Source organism: Endozoicomonas sp. Mp262, assembly GCF_025643335.1.
In the GTDB taxonomy this organism is placed as follows: Bacteria; Pseudomonadota; Gammaproteobacteria; order Pseudomonadales; family Endozoicomonadaceae; genus Endonucleibacter.
Window position 1 is genome coordinate 1,116,612 of sequence record NZ_CP092489.1, and the last position, 17,306, is coordinate 1,133,917.

16 protein-coding genes are annotated in these 17,306 nt (G+C 46.1%); 9 read left to right on the plus strand and 7 right to left on the minus strand.

All coding sequences use genetic code 11. The features are described 5' to 3' along the window. The first annotated feature begins 181 nt into the window (after positions 1 to 181). The gene (argB, locus tag MJ595_RS04885) at positions 182 to 1,078 is read left to right on the plus strand and encodes an acetylglutamate kinase (RefSeq protein ID WP_263081358.1); all 897 of its coding nucleotides are present in this window, start codon (positions 182 to 184) and stop codon (positions 1,076 to 1,078) included. Positions 1,079 to 1,165: 87 nt separating this feature from the next. Further along, positions 1,166 to 1,756, plus strand: coding sequence for a nucleoid occlusion factor SlmA (slmA, locus tag MJ595_RS04890; protein ID WP_263081359.1), 591 nt, complete (start codon positions 1,166 to 1,168; stop codon positions 1,754 to 1,756). Here the strand turns inward: slmA and pyrE are convergent. Next, positions 1,753 to 2,394: an orotate phosphoribosyltransferase gene (gene pyrE, locus MJ595_RS04895; RefSeq protein ID WP_263081360.1), complete on the minus strand. Its 642-nt coding sequence runs from the start codon at positions 2,392 to 2,394 to the stop codon at positions 1,753 to 1,755. The two genes, slmA and pyrE, sit on opposite strands and share 4 nt — an antisense overlap. 428 nt (positions 2,395 to 2,822) lie before the next feature. On the opposite strand from pyrE, the gene MJ595_RS04900 reads away from it, so the two are divergent. Beyond that, a complete protein-coding gene (locus MJ595_RS04900; RefSeq protein ID WP_263081361.1) occupies positions 2,823 to 3,599 on the plus strand; it encodes an exodeoxyribonuclease III in 777 nt (258 codons plus the stop codon). A 106-nt stretch (positions 3,600 to 3,705) separates the two neighbouring features. Here MJ595_RS04900 and rph read toward each other — a convergent pair whose 3' ends face one another. Further along, entirely contained in the window at positions 3,706 to 4,422 is a 717-nt protein-coding gene (rph, locus tag MJ595_RS04905; protein WP_263081362.1) for a ribonuclease PH, read from the minus strand. A 423-nt stretch (positions 4,423 to 4,845) separates the two neighbouring features. Here rph and MJ595_RS04910 point away from each other — a divergent pair, with 423 nt between their 5' ends. The 3 genes from MJ595_RS04910 to MJ595_RS04920 all read left to right on the plus strand — a co-directional run bounded on the left by MJ595_RS04910 (position 4,846) and on the right by MJ595_RS04920 (position 8,058). Then, positions 4,846 to 5,709 (plus strand): YicC family protein, encoded by an 864-nt coding sequence (locus MJ595_RS04910; protein WP_263081363.1) that lies wholly within the window; start codon positions 4,846 to 4,848, stop codon positions 5,707 to 5,709. Between the two features lie 10 nt (positions 5,710 to 5,719). Then, positions 5,720 to 6,334: a guanylate kinase gene (gene gmk / locus MJ595_RS04915; protein ID WP_263322460.1), complete on the plus strand. Its 615-nt coding sequence runs from the start codon at positions 5,720 to 5,722 to the stop codon at positions 6,332 to 6,334. A 107-nt stretch (positions 6,335 to 6,441) separates the two neighbouring features. Continuing rightward, entirely contained in the window at positions 6,442 to 8,058 is a 1,617-nt protein-coding gene (locus MJ595_RS04920; protein WP_263081364.1) for a hypothetical protein, read from the plus strand. Positions 8,059 to 8,092: 34 nt separating this feature from the next. Here the strand turns inward: MJ595_RS04920 and MJ595_RS04925 are convergent, their stop codons facing one another. Then, positions 8,093 to 9,874, minus strand: coding sequence for an aminopeptidase P family protein (locus MJ595_RS04925; protein ID WP_263081365.1), 1,782 nt, complete (start codon positions 9,872 to 9,874; stop codon positions 8,093 to 8,095). A 148-nt stretch (positions 9,875 to 10,022) separates the two neighbouring features. Here MJ595_RS04925 and rpoZ point away from each other — a divergent pair, with 148 nt between their 5' ends. Further along, positions 10,023 to 10,274 carry a DNA-directed RNA polymerase subunit omega gene (rpoZ, locus tag MJ595_RS04930; RefSeq protein WP_263081366.1) on the plus strand — a complete coding sequence of 84 codons (252 nt, stop codon included), beginning with the start codon at positions 10,023 to 10,025 and terminating at the stop codon, positions 10,272 to 10,274. A 65-nt stretch (positions 10,275 to 10,339) separates the two neighbouring features. Beyond that, positions 10,340 to 12,469: a bifunctional GTP diphosphokinase/guanosine-3',5'-bis pyrophosphate 3'-pyrophosphohydrolase gene (gene spoT, locus MJ595_RS04935; protein ID WP_263081367.1), complete on the plus strand. Its 2,130-nt coding sequence runs from the start codon at positions 10,340 to 10,342 to the stop codon at positions 12,467 to 12,469. A gap of 18 nt (positions 12,470 to 12,487) precedes the next feature. Here spoT and MJ595_RS04940 read toward each other — a convergent pair whose 3' ends face one another. From MJ595_RS04940 to MJ595_RS04950, 3 genes are all read right to left on the minus strand, one after another. After that, on the minus strand, positions 12,488 to 13,438 hold the full coding sequence (locus MJ595_RS04940) for a hypothetical protein (protein ID WP_263081368.1): 951 nt from the start codon (positions 13,436 to 13,438) through the stop codon (positions 12,488 to 12,490). 153 nt (positions 13,439 to 13,591) lie between these two features. Then, positions 13,592 to 14,959 (minus strand): transposase, encoded by a 1,368-nt coding sequence (locus MJ595_RS04945; RefSeq protein WP_263078002.1) that lies wholly within the window; start codon positions 14,957 to 14,959, stop codon positions 13,592 to 13,594. A 73-nt stretch (positions 14,960 to 15,032) separates the two neighbouring features. Further along, positions 15,033 to 15,656: a hypothetical protein gene (locus MJ595_RS04950; protein WP_263081369.1), complete on the minus strand. Its 624-nt coding sequence runs from the start codon at positions 15,654 to 15,656 to the stop codon at positions 15,033 to 15,035. A 154-nt stretch (positions 15,657 to 15,810) separates the two neighbouring features. On the opposite strand from MJ595_RS04950, the gene MJ595_RS04955 reads away from it, so the two are divergent. Next, positions 15,811 to 16,197 (plus strand): RidA family protein, encoded by a 387-nt coding sequence (locus MJ595_RS04955; RefSeq protein ID WP_263081370.1) that lies wholly within the window; start codon positions 15,811 to 15,813, stop codon positions 16,195 to 16,197. A gap of 4 nt (positions 16,198 to 16,201) precedes the next feature. Here MJ595_RS04955 and MJ595_RS04960 read toward each other — a convergent pair whose 3' ends face one another. After that, positions 16,202 to 17,182, minus strand: a complete 981-nt coding sequence (locus MJ595_RS04960) for a tetratricopeptide repeat protein (protein ID WP_263081371.1) — start codon at positions 17,180 to 17,182, stop codon at positions 16,202 to 16,204. Positions 17,183 to 17,306 lie beyond the last annotated feature (124 nt).

Consider the following 17,306-nt stretch of genomic DNA (forward strand, 5'->3'; position numbering starts at 1 on the left):
GGTTGATGGGGAAGTATGGATTTCTACTCCCTATTTCCCATTAACCATTCCCTACTCTTATGCATTGCGACGCCACCCTATAAACCGGTTAAAAGTGCCGATTCACCCCTGAAACTCTATCTGATAATCTACCTTTCAAGCTATCTGACCGGTGTCTACTATAACAATAATTGGAGGATCAATGGACAATGATTCCCTGCCTGCTGAAGGTATCGCCACTGTTCTTACGCAAGCACTGCCTTATCTTCAGCACTTTGCCGGTAAGACTGTTGTCATCAAATATGGCGGCAATGCCATGGAGAATGATGGACTCAAAAGCAGTTTTGCCCGGGATATAGTGATGCTAAAAGCCGTGGGCATAAACCCTGTTGTTGTACATGGAGGAGGCCCGCAAATCGGTGCAATGCTCAAACGTCTGGATATTAGCAGCCGGTTTATACAAGGCATGCGAGTGACGGATCAAAAGGCCATGAGTGTTGTTGAAATGGTTCTTGGTGGACTGGTCAACAAAGAGGTGGTCACATTGATAAATAGTCATGGTGGCAACGCTGTGGGGATCACAGGAAAAGATGCATCCTTTATTGTGGCTGAACCGCTTCTGGTACCCCACCAAGCACCGACCATGCAAACGCCGGAAATGATTGACCTTGGCCATGTGGGGCAAGTTCGTCACATCAACAGGGAAATTATTGACCTGTTACAAAATTCAGGTTTTATACCTGTGGTTGCCCCTATTGGCACTGATGATAAAGGAACATCCTATAACATCAATGCTGACCTTGTGGCTGGCAAGCTGGCAGAAACCCTTCAGGCTGAAAAACTGCTGTTATTAACCAATACACCGGGTATCCTGAACCGGGACAAAGAGCTGTTCAACCACCTGAATCTGACACAAATTGAGTCATTGATTGCAGATGGTACAATACAAGGTGGCATGATCCCCAAGGTAAATTGCGCTACACAAGCCATTGACCAGGGTGTTAACACCGTCCATATCATGGATGGGCGAATTCCCCACGTATTACTTCTGGAGTTACTCACTGACCAGAAGGTTGGCACCTTGATCAGGAGTGCATGATGACCTGATAGCTCATATTTTCCGGTTATATTTCTCCTCTTCATGTGATGAAGCAGCATTATTTTAACGACCACAATACAGGCAGTAATGGATAAAGCGCAGAAACTTTCCAGAAAGGTACACATACTCCAGGCTTTGGCTCACATGCTGGAAACCTCTCCAGGCGAGCGAATCACTACCTCCGCGCTGGCAAAGGAAGTAGGTGTTTCAGAAGCTGCCCTGTATCGTCACTTTCCCAGCAAGGCAAAGATGTTCGAAGGGTTGATTGAGTTTATTGAAGAAACCCTTTTTTCACGTATTAGCCTCATCTTGACCGATGATGACCAAGCACTCATCCGGTGCGAAAAAATACTGTTATTGTTGCTTGGCTTTTGTGAAATGAATCCCGGATTAACCCGGCTTCTGACCGGTGATGCGCTGGCAGGAGAAACCGTTCGCTTAAGACAACGTATTACCCAACTCTTTGAGCGCCTGGAAACTCAAATCAAACAAATATTGAGAGAGGCTGAGTACAAGGAGGGCCTGCGTACTCAAATGACCATCAGTACAACCACAAACCTGATACTCGCCTGCGGGGAAGGACGTATAGGCCAGTATGTACGCAGTGAATTTAAACGACTCCCCACTGCCCACTGGTCTGAGCAGTGGCAGTCGTTATCAACGGTTATCTTTCGCTAGATCCCATACCGTTCCCTGTACGCTTTAATAGACGCCGCATGACTCTTAATTGAGTCATTGCTTTCGGCGTACTCCAACAGGTGTTCCAGAGTAACAATGCTTATTACCGGAATACCAAAGTCACGCTCAACCTCTTGAATGGCAGAGAGTTCTCCCTTTCCCCTTTCTTGCCTGTCAAGGGCAATCATAACGGCTGCCGGTGTTGCTTCTGAACCCTTGATGATCTCCATCACCTCCCGAACGGCAGTCCCTGCGGTAATAACATCATCCACAATAATGGCTTTTCCTTTGAGAGAAGCGCCGACAATATTGCCCCCTTCCCCATGATCCTTGACTTCTTTTCGGTTAAAACACCAGGGAATATTGCAACCATGATGCTCTGATAAAGCAATGGCGGTGGCTGTTGCCAGGGGAATTCCCTTATAGGCAGGCCCGAACAAAATATCAAAGTCGACCCCTGAAGCCATAAGGGCACTGGCATAGAACTGCCCCAGCTTGTTCATGGCTTCGCCCGTATTAAACAACCCGGCATTAAAAAAATAAGGAGACTGTCGTCCCGATTTTAGCGTGAAATCACCAAATCGAATCACTTCCTGTTGAAGGGCAAAGTCCAGGAACTCTTTCTGATAACTCAACATAAATGATGCCTGTTCGTAATTTGAAGCATATAGTGTAACTGCGGATTGCGACCGACAGAAGATGCCGCATTTATGCGGATAAACAATGTGGTTATGACCCGCTATTATTGATTTTTTATAGTTTTTTATTTCCTGTACCGTTGTGCTGCACTGTTTATTCATAAACAAATAACAGTTGCTGTGCGTTATACACGGACGCGCCTACTGCATTATTCCAATCATTTCACTGATAAAGAGTAATGTATTCGCAACGTGATTTAGCAGGAGTAAGCTCAAGCACCGGCGACGGTATATGAAGATAGCTGGGTTTTACCCCTATAGCTAGGAGGTAGCCGGTAATCCCCATAGCCACTAAGCGCCTGTCGCCAACAATATTGTGGTAGTTGCTTTATGTCCGAGTGCTCACTGACTCTGGCAAGGTGTAATCAATGAGAGTAATAAGTTTCAATTGCGAAGGCATTAATAACGCAAGAGAAAAAGGCTTGTTCGACTGGCTTATGGAACAAGATGCCGATGTCGTATGCCTTCAGGATATACGTGAAGATGAATATGCCATGCAGGAGGATAAATACCTTCTGGATGGTTATTTCTGCTATGCCTTTGAAGGGTATAACAGAAAAGATAAAGGTGGCGTTGCCATTTATACACGACAAGCGCCAAAAGCAATAATTAGCGGCTTAGGGTATCCGGAAGCCGATGAAACAGGACGCTTTTTACAAGCTGATTTCGATAAAATAAGTATCGCCAACATCTATGTACCAGAGGGTCATGATGAAGACAGTCAAAACTTCAAGTATCGTTTTTTAGATGGCTACTCTCATACCCTCAACAAGCAGCGTCGTAAAAGACGTGAGTTCATCATGAGCGGTACCTGGAATATTGCCCACCGGAAAATTGATGTGGCTAACTGGAGAGAAGCAGAAGAAATCTCCGGCTTCCAGCTGGCTGAAAGAAACTGGATGGAAGGCTTGCTTGGGGATATGGGCTATTTTGATGCTTATCGTGAAGTAGACCGTGAATCCGGGAAGTACACCTGGTGGCAAGACGAACACCTGAGACACGATAACCTGGGTATGCGTATTGATTACCAAATCATCACCTCCGGTATGCGTCACAGGGTGCTGAATGGTGGCATATACAAGTCACAGATTTTCTCATCCCATGCTCCGGTGATCATTGACTACGACTGGGAACTGAGCATTTAACCTGAAGCCAATGAACCAGCTACCGGCAGACTCTGATGAGCGTCGGTGGCTGGATAGGAAGAGATTCAAACTGATCGTAAAAAGCGATCAACTGCCAAAACAGGTATTATTCCGCCAGCACCTTCTTCTGAAGCTCCACAAGCTCCCCAATACCCTGACGCGCCAGGGCCAGCATAGCTGTCATTTCATTCTGGCTAAACGGAGCACCTTCCGCAGTGCCCTGAATCTCAATAAAGCCCCCCTCTTCTGTCATCACAACATTCATATCCGTTTCAGCGGAGGAGTCTTCAGGATAGTCCAGGTCAAGAACCGGACTTCCCTTGTAGATGCCCACAGAAACAGAAGCAATCATCTGCAATAAGGGGTCGGTTTTAATAATTTTTCTGCGCTGCATATAACGGATAGCATCAACCAGTGCTACACAGGCGCCGGTTATCGATGCAGTTCGGGTGCCACCATCAGCCTGGATCACATCACAATCGATGGTAATCGTGTTTTCGCCCAGCATCTTTAAATCTAATGCCGCACGCAGGGACCGGCCTATCAGCCGCTGAATTTCCAACGTGCGCCCTCCCTGCTTGCCTCGGGCTGCTTCACGTCCCATGCGGTCTGTGGTGGAACGAGGAAGCATACCATACTCTGCGGTAACCCAACCCTGGCCAGAACCTTTAAGAAACCGGGGAACATTTTTTTCAACAGACGCGGTACAAATCACTTTGGTATCGCCGAACTCCACCAGCACCGAACCTTCGGCGTGTTTGGTGTAATTCCGGGTAATAGTGACTTCACGCAGCTGGTCTGCTGTTCTACGACTAGGACGCATGGGTGCTACCTTAGATAACTGCTAAAGACCCCGATTATAACCACTATGACCCTCTGCTAAAACGACAATAGCTCCCAGGGGCTGTTGAGATTTTATCATGTGTTCAGCCAAAGCCCTTGGTTTCGTGGCTAGGCGCAGTAGTGCAGGAATAACCTAAAGGTCACACGTACCCGTGTATTTCAAGCTACTGCAACGACGGCACGGAAACACGGGCTTTGGCCCTTCCAGGTGGTTCGTAAAGCGGCCCTCCGACTGCGTTGAACTGGCTTGACGTAGAATAACTACGCGCTGCGCCAGTTCGCCTTGCGTAAAACCGCTTTACGAACCACTGAACTCACGATAAAACCTCTACAGCCCCTGATGGCTTTATTGAGGATAAAAGGTAAAATCTTCTCCTTTCACTAACCCACTATTGAGTTATTCATGACTTCCAGCATGACCGCATTCGCCCGAGTCCATATCCAGGAGGATTGGGGTGGCCTGGTATGGGAAATTCGCTCAGTCAACCACCGTTATCTTGAGCCTTATTTCAGACTGCCAGAACTAATCCGCGATATAGAGCCATCGATAAGGGAAACCCTGAGAAACAAGCTGAAACGTGGAAAGGTTGAGTGCAGTCTGAAGCTACAGCTTTCTGAATCAGAACAGTCCTTAAGCATCAATCGCCCTGTGCTCGAAAAGGTCAAAAAGGCACTGACTGAAATCGAAGCAGAAATATCAAACTGCCAGGGTGTTAATCCGATGGATATTCTTCAGTGGCCCGGCATGCAGGTCACTGAAGAAAATAACCTCATACCCGTTCGCACGGCAGCGCAAAAAGGCTTTCAAGAAGCCATCAACCAGCTTTCTGATATGCGGAAAAGTGAAGGGGCTGAACTCTCACAGTTTATCCTCACGCGTCTGGAAAACATTACAGAAGAGGTTGCCACCCTCAGGGCGGCTCTGCCAGAAATCCTCAATGGCCAAAGGCAGCGCCTGCTTAATCGCCTTGAAGAGGTAAAACAGGAGCTGGATTCAGACCGTCTGGAACAGGAGATGGTGATACTGGCGCAAAAGCTCGACGTTGAAGAGGAGCTTGACCGGCTGGGTGCCCACATTTCCGAGGTGCAGAGAACCTTAACCAAAAAAGGTGCAATAGGGCGGCGTCTGGATTTCCTGATGCAGGAACTGAACCGTGAGGCCAATACCCTTTCATCCAAATCTATAGATGCCGGACTCACTCAGGCGGCTGTCAATATTAAAGTATTGATAGAGCAGATGAGAGAACAGGTTCAAAATATTGAATAACGGAGCAGTTATGCACAAAGGCAAGCTTTATATTATCGCAGCACCTTCCGGTGCCGGAAAAACCAGCCTGGTTAAGGCGATGGTGGAGTCGACTCCCCATGTAAAAGTGTCCGTTTCCCATACCACCCGCCCCATCCGCCCGGGCGAGCAAGACGGGGTTAACTATCACTTCACCACTGTAGAGAACTTCAAGGAGCTGCTGGGACAAGGCCTGTTTCTCGAGCATGCTGAGGTTTTTGGCAATTTCTATGGCACCTCCAAGACCTGGGTTCGGGAACAGCTTGAACGGGGTGAAGACGTTATTCTGGAAATCGACTGGCAGGGTGCCCAGCAGGTCAGACGCTTGATGCCAGAAGCAGTGAGCATCTTTATTCTTCCTCCTTCCAGAGAAGCACTGCACGAACGGCTGGTTGGTCGTGGCCAGGATCCCGAGGAAGTGATAGAGGGGCGTATGGCCCAGGCCGTCAATGAAATGTCACATTATAATGAATTCGAATATATTGTGATTAATGATGAATTTGATCTGGCTCTGAGAGATCTTCAGACTATTATCAGAAGCCGCCGGTTGTCCCTCGGCTGGATTCAGCACTATAAGGAAGACTTGATACAATCTCTTATTAATTGAAAAAGCTGGCTAAATGCCAGCTTTTTCACAGCTGTTATAGCTAAACAGTGCTAAAAATTAAATATGAAGTATTAGAATATTCAACGACCTGAGCCAGGGAGTGCCTTATGAGTAGAAATGGGGAAATAAAACCAGGGGGGTTAGATTCAATAACTCTTTCCTTGCACAGTGAACTGGATATCCCTACTAAAAAACATCAATCAACCCTAGCTCCTGAAACCCGGGAAGCCATAAGAAAACCCAACGGGCACGAAAAGAAACCACTAACTGATCGAAATATCTCCTTAATAAAGGATACAGAAGAAAGAGAGCAACCAACCCGGTATATGGTAGCCCCCTCCTCTGCTTCTTCATCTTCTTCTTGTGACTCCGATACTGACTTTGAAAAAAAAGAGAGTCCATTTGATAGAAATGATCCCTTAAGAAAAAATATGACACGGTCGGAGGCCAAAAAACTAAAAGGTAATATGAAGGGGTCATCACCACATCTCCCTCACCACTCTACTGATATGACCGCCCCAAAAATCCAAATAGCCGGTTGTACAACAGATAGTAGTACTGATAACTCCGATGACTTACCCCATGTCAAAGCGGAAGTAAGCCTGACCGTTGATAACAAGCCTCATGACAGTACGGCTAAACTTGTTTTTGATAAAAAAATAAAACTCACAAAGGCAAGAAAAAAACAGCAAAAAAAAGCCTTAAAGAAAAAACATGAGGCGAAAAAAAGTATAAAAGCCATCAGAAAATCAAAAAAACCAAAAGAAGCACTTAACAATTACCTTGAAAAATTCTGGGTCGCATTACTAAATCCACACAATGACCCAACGGCTGTTTTCAATGATGTAAGAATAACACCCCTTAGCAAAAATGGAATGCTCCAGCCTGAACATGAAAAAACAACCAACGATGAAAAGTTTAAAATAGATGCATTAAATATTGTTCAGCATGTAAAAAGTTTTATGCGGGAATCCGCAATGGGCCCGGAACTGGACAGGCAAATATTTGAACAGCTGATTAGCCCAAATAAAGAAACCTATGATAGAACCTCTGAAGAGCATAAGGCTAAATTAGGAGCTTATCTATCTGACTCATACCTTGATTTTCTCAGTAAAGTAGCGCATCCAGGCCCTGATTGTAGCAATGAAGAGAGTACTCAAATCAATCAATTTGCCCGCTGGCAGGCCTCTACACAGGCGGTTTTTAAAGAAGCACAAACCACACTGGATCAAGCCATCGAAACAAAATCTCTCAGCCAGTTTCAACAGGAACAACAACGGCATCTGTCAGACTTAAAACAGAAAGCAGCAGAGGGACAGGCCTTGCTTAAGGAGGTGCAGGATCATCAAGATAAAACCCCCATGGAGCCATTAGCTGACCGTATATGCGACAGAATTAATAACGGCGTGGAAAACGTCGCCCCCGGAATAAGTGATTTAAAGAAAACAGAAGAAAAATTTAGTTATGTTGAAAAAATGTTGCACTATAAAGAGCTTATTTCGAACAAGGTAAAAACACACCCGTTGACCAAAACCTTAACCGTCAAATTAGATGATTCCCTGGAAATTAAGCTCGATGAAAAAAATCCGGGAGAGCTTTCTATAAAACTAACAGGGTTTACTGACGAAGCTCAGCGTTTTATAGAAACACCTACAAATATAATGACGCTAAAAAAGGTGTGTCGATCTGCATGGTTTGACCCCATTGGAGAAGCCCCGCTTTAATAATCACGGGGCCATTGATGAAATACCCGGGTGATTAAATCGCCTGAGTCGCTTCTTTCAACCAGACTAAATCATCACCATCCAGCACGCCGGAAAGCTCCTTCAGTACTTTGGCATGATATTGATTAAGCCACTCAACCTCTTCACCGGTTAGCAGATCCATCACCAGAGGCTTGGTATCAATGGGTGCCAGAGTCAATGGTTCCAGCTTGTAGAACTGGCCAAATTCATTTTCCATATCCTCGGTCACCAGCATGATATTCTCGATACGGATCCCGTGCTTACCGGCTCGATACATGCCTGGCTCATTGGTAATCAGCATACCCGGCTTCAAAGGAACGTCCAGACAGCGAGGGCTGACACTCTGGGGCCCTTCATGCACATTCAGGAAATAGCCCACACCGTGACCCGTGCCGTGGTTAAAGTCCATACCCAGTTCCCACAGTGGCATGCGGGTCATCATATCCAGCTGTATCCCCCGGGCACCTTTTTTGAAGCGAGCCTTGGCAAGATTGATATGGCTTTTCAATACCAGAGTGTAATCCCGTTTTTCTTCATCCGTCATATCACCACAGGCAAAGGTACGGGTGATATCAGTGGTACCATCAGGATACTGTCCGCCGGAGTCAACCAATAACAATCCTCGTGGCTCAACAGTCAGGCAGGTGGCTTTTTCAGCCCGGTAGTGGCAAATAGCCCCGTTCGGACCATAACCTGCAATGGTTGGGAAACTGGGTCCCTTAAACTCTGGAGACTCCGCACGAAAACCTTCCAGTTTTTCGTCCAGACTCACCTCATCCTCAGCACGAGTCGGAATCGCACCCTCAAGCCAACGCATAAAGCGGACAATGGCAACTCCGTCCCTGCGATGGCAGTGCTTCATGGACGCAATTTCCACTTCGTTCTTTACCGCCTTCATGAGGTTGGAAGGGGAAGCGCCTTCAATAATCTGAACAGATTCAGGCAAAGATTCAATTAACCAGCGACTGGTGGTTGCCGGATCCAGCTGGATAGTACTGCCACCAGCCAGTTTACCTAGGTCTGCGGCAATAGCATCATAGCTACGCATTACAACATTGGATGCTTTCAGTGCCTGTAATGCCACAGGTTCAATTCTGGCATCATTGATATACAGCTGAACCTGATCCTTTGAGAAAATGGTATAGGCAAGGAATACCGGATTACACTCGATATCAGAACCCCGCAGGTTAAACAGCCAGGCAATATCGTCCAGGCTACTGATCAGGAGGTGATCAGCCCCCTTGGCCGCCATTGCCTTACGAACCTGCTCAAACTTCTGCTCCCGGGTTCTGCCGGCATAGTGATCCTCATGAAGGAATACTTTCTCGGCAGGCAGGGATGGGCGATCAGTCCAGATACCCTCCAAAAGGTCCCGGTCACTGTTAATGACAAAAGACCGATTACCAAAGCTTTTCTCAAGTCGGCGTACCGCTGCCAGGCTCATGGTTTTACCATCGAAGCCTATAGTGCTGCCAGACTCCAGTTGTGCCTGCAGCCATTCACCCATGGTGGGTACACCAGCGTTACCTTCACGCATCAACTGGACACCTGTACCCTGCAACTCTTGCTCGGCCTGAATAAAATAGCGACCGTCGGTCCAGAGACCGGCCTGCTCGCCCAGAACCACCAGAGTTCCTGCAGAACCGCTAAAGCCAGAGGCCCATGCCCGGCCTGTCCAGTGTTCAGCAACATACTCACTCTGATGGGGATCGGAGCTGGGGACAATCCAGGCGTCTATTTGATGCTCTTTCATAGCGGCACGCAGAGCCGCCAGTCTTTCAGATATCCTGACCATTCTGGTTATTTTCCATCAACTACTTATGTATAAAACCCGATAACTATACGCCTAGTTAACATTCGGCTAAAGCTTGTCTGCTTTTGGGTCGTAAAGTACACTGTAAGGTCCGGCGAACTCTCTTATAACCATTGACGATGGAGTAAACATGGCTCGCGTAACTGTTGAAGATTGCCTCGATCACGTAGATAACCGTTTTGAACTGGTAATGGTCGCTTCCAAGCGTGCGCGCCAGCTCACCATTGGCGGCAAGGACCCAAAGCTGGCCTGGGAAAATGACAAGCCCACCGTTATGGCGCTCCGTGAAATTGCCGACGGCCTGGTCACAGCCAAGACCATTGAAGAAAGCAACCTCGAAGATGATGAAGCAGCTATGTTTCTGACCGGAGTTGAAGGATAAGAAGTATAACCCTGGCCGCAATGATTCCTTTGAGGCCAGCCTAATCTGCACGGGAGGAGCGGGCTTTGCTGACCATCAACGAGTTTGCCAGCCGCTTGAAGTCCTACCTGAGTACCGAGCAGGTTAATCTTGTTCGCAGGGCGTACTATTTTGCCGAACAAGCCCATGACGGCCAGATTCGCCGCAGTGGTGAACCTTATATCACCCATCCGCTGGAAGTTGCTGCCATCCTGGCAGATATGCATATGGACCACCCCAGCCTGATGGCGGCGATGCTCCATGATGTGATCGAAGATACCGGTATCGAAAAGCAAGCTATTCAGAAGCAGTTTGGTGAAGTTGTCGCCAACCTGGTGGACGGGGTCAGCAAACTGACCCATATGCACTTCGAAAACAAAACCCTGGCCCAGGCTGAAAACTTCCAGAAAATGGCCCTGGCCATGGCCCGGGATATCCGGGTTATTCTGGTCAAGCTTGCTGACCGCCTTCACAACATGCGAACCCTGGGTGTACTTCGCCCCGAAAAACGCTTTCGAATTGCCCGGGAAACCCTGGATATTTATGTCCCCATAGCCAACCGACTGGGTATGCACACCCTCAGGGTCGAGCTGGAAGACCTTGGCTTTACAGCCATGTATCCCATGCGCTCCCGATTAATACGCCAAGCCGTTCAGCGCGCCAGAAAAAACAGAAAGGATCTGGTCAGCCAGGTTCAGAAAGCCATCGCAACCCGGCTTGAGGAAGAAGGTCTGAAAGGCCGTGTGGTTGGCCGGGAAAAACATCTCTACAGCATCTACCGGAAAATGCGTAACCAGCGGAAGTCCTTTTCCGAAATCATGGATATGTTCGCCTTTCGGATTATCGTGGACAGTGTCGACAGTAGTTATCGAGCCCTGGGTATTTCCCATAATCTCTATAAACCCATCCCCGGCCGTTTTAAAGACTACATCGCCATACCCAAGGCCAATGGTTATCAATCGCTCCATACCACGTTATTTGGCATGCATGGAGTCCCCGTCGAAATCCAGATCCGAACCCAGGAAATGGAAGACATGGCCAATAACGGCATTGCCGCCCACTGGCTTTATAAGAGTGGTGAAGAGGCCCTTTCCGGCAGTCATGCCAGAACACGGCAATGGCTGAAGGGCGTTCTGGAGTTACAGCGCAATGCCGGAGATTCCCTGGAGTTTATAGAAAACGTTAAAATCGACCTGTTCCCCGACGAAGTCTATGTCTTCACCCCCAAGGGGCATATTCTTGAACTGCCGAAAGGGGCTACCCCCGTTGACTTTGCCTATGCTGTCCATACCGATGTAGGTAATGCCTGTGTTGCCTGCCGTATTGATAAAAAACTGGCATCTCTTAGCCAGCCCCTGCAAAGTGGCCAGACCGTTGAAATAGTCACTGCATCGGAGGCAAAACCCAACGCAGCCTGGCTAAATTTTGTGCTGACAGGAAAAGCACGCTCCAATATCCGTCATCTGTTAAAGAGCCAACGCAGAAACGAATCCATTTCTCTCGGCAAACGCCTGCTCAATAAAGCATTAATTGGTTTTGAAACCTCTCTGGAGTTGATAGGCGAAAAGTCTATAGTCCAACAACTGGAACAACTTGGCATAAATTCCCTGGATGATTTTCTGGAAGACATTGGTCTTGGCAACCGCATGGCCTATATAGCCGCCAGGATGTTGATAGAGCCCGAAGATAGCAGCGAAAAGAAAAGCCAGCTGGAAAGCTCGAAGTCCGAGTCCCCTCTCTCCATCAGGGGAACAGAAGGTATGGTCATCAGTTTTGCCCGCTGTTGTTACCCCATTCCCGGAGACCCTATTGTTGGTCATGTGAGTTCTGGACGAGGCATCGTCATACACAGCGACAGCTGCCATAACATTGCTGAAATACGCCACAATCCGAACAAGGTTCTGGAAGTTGAGTGGGATAAAGATGTTAAGGGTGAATTTACCGTTGAACTACAGGTCGAGCTTGAACACCAGAGAGGGATGATTGCCTCTATTGCCACCAGCATCACCGCTGTGGAAGGCAATATCGAAAAGATCAGCATGGAAGAAAAGGATGCCCGTTTCTGTGTAGTTCAGTTGCTGGTGAATGTCACCGACCGATTGCATTTAGCCCGGGTAATTAAACGCCTGCGGGTGATTAAAGGCGTTCATTCTATTAACCGGCTTCGGGAGATATAGTTTTAAAAGTAATTATTTTCACTCCGCTCCCATATAACCATCCCATAAGACATTGAGACAAGAACTTAATAAATCTTTTTCCTTTAATAACTTCACAAATTCTGGATCTAGTTCAAGGAGTATAGTTGTTAAATTCCTTGAATTATTAAGACAACTTGGGTCTTCAGCTATATGCACAGGTGCCCCACTGAAAACAGTTAGATGATTAGCAAAGCCTCTAGTTAACAAATTATTTTCGGATAATTGTGTAATTAGTTTTTCATTATCAGCTTTCAATTCATTAAATTGTTTTTCACATTTACCCATTAGGAGTAATAATTCAATATGGGGTGGAAGTCTTACCTTATCTTTGCAAAAAAAACCTGGTGCTGTAGCGGTGGTTGGCGATTGACTGATAAAAGACTGTGATAACAGTGTACTCCTGTCCTCACCATCTGTATGAACAAAGCCTGCTGTGCTTTTATCATATACCCCATATTTTATAGGACCAATAACAGTCATTTTCAGGTGATTTTTATGGGGCAGTGTACTCAAATTATTTTCTTTTACAAATGTAGCTAGCCTTGCAAAAGCTTGTTTATAGGTTTCCGAGTTCATCAACTCTTTAATAATATGTGATTTCAGCCTACAGTGCTTAATTTCTGGTTCTTCAGCTTCAGTATGTAAGTGATCAGAAAAAGTACTTTCCTCATTTTCATCTAAGGTTGGAATCTGGTCTATTTGAATAACTGAAGGATTTGAGGGCCATTGATATATTGGTTTATAGCTCTCAACTATAACGCCATTATTTTCTCTAGGATTATCTAAAACCATAGCAGTTAGCTTTTTATCACAGTTAAAATAAAATTCATGCCTTCGATTCGCAAAATCACAAGCCAAATGACCACTATTTTCTTCGTAAGGCTCAACCGGAATTGATTCAATATTTCTAATAGTTTGGCTTTCACCATTTTTCACTTCAACAAACATATCAGCTATTCCCGCATGATGAACGTCGATGATCGTTGGTATTGACAATAAGGCAGCAAAAATAATGAAGCCGATCAAAACTGAGCCGCCAATTAACAAAGCGGAGCTTTAAAGAAAAAATGTCACCCCTGAACGTAGCTACGATATGGCCGGTTATGATGTATCGAATGGAATCACCCTTTTCTCTTCAATACCATGAGTTACTGTGTAAAAAAGCCCCTCCCACGTTTTTATCAGCCAATGCAAAAAATAGCCCTGTATCCATTTCCATAATGCTATACGGACTCCTTTTGAGCGGGTTCTTAAAGCTTCCTGAAACTGGGGACAGCACAGTTCCTGTATTTGATCTACGAGAAAAGCAAGCATCGTCAGATAGGCCAGATTTGTGGCTAAGTGCTTCTCACCGTGACCGTAGTTATGTTCGAGATCGTAGCCTTGATTTTTCAGGGTGTTAAACGTCTGGTTCTCAATATGCCATCGGCAGCGCCCTCCTTTCATGACGGGTTCTATGGTTTCTTCGTTAAGCGGAATATCAGTCACCCAGCACCAGATATGCTGTTTACCTTTTTTATCGGTTTCGACAAAATCAAGCACATTAACCTGTTCTGCATATTTTGCCTTGTTCAGCCTGACGTCATTGGCATAGCGAAACCACCACTTAATTCCAGTCTCTTCATTAACTTTTTCAGCACGGTGAACTTTTCCTTCTTTATCCAGCTCATCCATCGCTTCAACCAGCGAGGCATGGTTGCCATCTTTCGCGACAATGATGTAATGCCAGCCATAACTCTTAATCAGTTGGACAGTGGGGTTGTCAGCATAAAGACTGTCCAGAAGAATAACGAACTTTAGACGTGGGTGATGCTCTCGTATGGTGGCAAACAACCGTTTAATGGCATTTTTTTCACAGTCATTTTTGGTCGAACCGTCCTGGCAAACTATGGCTTCCGGTGCCAATGGCAAGACTGTTTTTTGATCCGGGTGAGCAATGCATGCTGCCATTAACTGGTGGTAGTGAGCTTCGTTGGCCTTTCCCTTATTTTTAGTACAGCACTCCTGACAAGGTTTTTTATTATTGCAGGAGTAAAATAGCCCAGTTCCATCGATCGGGAGCAAGTAGTGATTTTTCAAGTTCCCGCAGTGAAATTCGAATGCCTTCAGTAATCCGCCCCTTTGGACGTTAGACAGCAATGTCTTAAAAGGCTTTTTGAACTCTACGGGATCTATTGGATCCAGGATTTCCCGCATACTGGTATCACAGGGAGCACGTTTTTTTATCTGATACAGGTGCTCAAGGTTATGCCTTACTTCTTGCTCTGTTTTATCACGCTCAAACGAGAGGAGCGATGGGTACTTGAGATGCATCATGGCAAAAGCGGACATGGAGGCATCATGTATTGTTATTTTTCTGGAATCCTTGTTTGGTCGGACATCTGGAATTTGCTCATAACTTTCAGAAATCGTAGTAATTAAACTGTTTGCACAAAGATGCTTACGACTTTTTTGGAATGGATAAGCCATGAGAGACAGCCATTGATAAAGTATCCCTATCAAAAGTAGACGTTATTTTGTGCGAAATCACTCCATTTGGAATTTACTGTAAGCCTTGCTGTTGCAGTGATTTAATTGATGTCACGGGAATAGCTGCAAACATATGCTTATCAATATCACTTTCTTTAAGAAATGTTTCTGTTGATGGCATTTTAAATCGTGATAATTCTAATTCCGAAGCTCCCGTGGTTTCAGCAGAATAACCACCAATATCCTCAAGCATAACGACTCTTTTTTGAGAGGGGGGTGGAATAGCTGTTGTAACTACTCGTACTTTTCGTATTGTATTGACAATATTTTCTAAACCCCATCTACAGCTCATTGAAATAGCTGAAAAAACGGTTGAGATCACATTCTTACCAATAGAACATGAACTGTTACCAGTCATTGTATCAGTACTCGTTGACGGTATGTACCTGTTGTCACCAGACAGAGGCTTACACAAAGTTGTTTCACTACTAAGCCTCATACTCTTTGGCTCGACTCCTGGACTGTCCGAACCCGGTGGAATTTTTCTTTTTACACCCTTTATAGATTGAACACGAGAACCTTCAACTGTTTGCTGAGGATTATTATCTGTGCCTGTTACCCCATAGGGCTGAGCTGTCGCCGGTAATATATTCATACTAAATAAGACAGCCAATAGTAGTTTTTTATCCCAAAACACCACTATGTACCTCTGGATAGTAAACAACAACGGCTATAACTCTAGCAGGCTGTACAAAAACTGACTTATTAATCAAAAGCTTCGACTGTTGACCCCAGTAAGTCATCCTCCTACTATTTCAAAGCTTTTTAACAAATAATTAATGTGAACAACCATGAGCAACAGGCAAACCATCCATACTGATAAAGCGCCCAGCGCCATTGGCACTTATTCCCAAGCCGTAAAGGCGGGCACTACCGTCTATATCTCTGGCCAGATTCCACTGATTCCGGAAACCATGGAGTTGGAGGCCGGTGACTTTAAAAACCTGACCCGTCGCTGCTTTGAAAACCTGAAGGCGGTGGCTGAAGCTTCAGGTGGCACTCTGGCAGATGCTGCCAAAGTCACCATTTTCCTGACGGATTTAAGCAACTTTGCGGATGTTAATGAAATTATGGCGGAGTATTTCCAGCAACCCTATCCTGCACGGGCAGCCGTAGGTGTAAAAGAACTGCCAAAAGGGGTTCCTGTGGAAATTGAAGCCATTCTTGAACTGAAGTAAGGAGCTATTGATTTTCCGGTTCCCGAGTACCCCACCCGAGCTGTTTCAGCTTATCCATGTTTCGCCAGGCCGCTTCATGATAGGACGGCGCACTGTCGATAGCATTTTGAAACAGCTCTGCCGCCTTTGCCTCATCGCCCGCCATCATAGCCAGATAACCCACATCATTACTGGCTTCGTGAGGTTCCATATACCGTTCCAGTAGCTCAAGTGCCCTGTCATAACGCCTTGCCCGAATATTCACCAACGCCAGATTATAAATAGCTCGTGTAAACCGGGGACGAATACTCAACGCTTCATGAAGTAAACCTTCAGCCCTTCGCCAGTCGCCTGAGAGATATAGGGAGTAAGCCATATTATTGATTAATTCCGGTGACTCCGGCTCTTGCTCCAGGCCTTGCTGGTAATACGCCTGTGCTTTCTGGTAATCCCCTTCAATATCTGCCAGCTGCCCCAGTCCATTGTAAGCCCCCACAGGGATATAGCTTTGTGAAGCTCTCTCTTTGGCTGTTTGGTTATGGTAAACCGCAACCGCCTTAACCAGAAGACGCCTTGCCTCTTTGATATTGTTTTGCTTTAACAAAATCAGGCCAGCTCCTTCCAGGCTGGCAATATGCCTTGGGGTGCTTTTTAAAACAAAACGATAGATTTGTTCGGCCTGCCCACTATTACCTGCCTGTTGATGAAGGTTCGCCAACTTATAACCGGCACTGGCATTTTTTTTATCCAGTTCAATAGCCCTGGCATAGAATGCCGCAGCCTTATTCATGTTGTTACGCTGCAAAGCCTTATCGGCCAATTGTTCTGCCTCTGTGGATGTTCTGGCTCCTGTTGCATACTGGACACTTTCATCCCAGGCTCCCTCGTAAAGCGCCAACCCGGGTTCATTTTTTTCGGATACCTGTTGCCCACCTGTTTTATTTTTTACGGATAATGATTCTGGCGTAGAACAGCCAGAAACCATGCCAAAAAATAGGATCAACACGGGAGCACAGGATTTTTTTATCATTATTAATACACTGGATGAATGGTTAATCTATCCCGGATATTTCATAAACTGCCCCGAGCATTGCGCTGGACTTTGTGGCTCTAAGAAGTTTTGTGAAGGA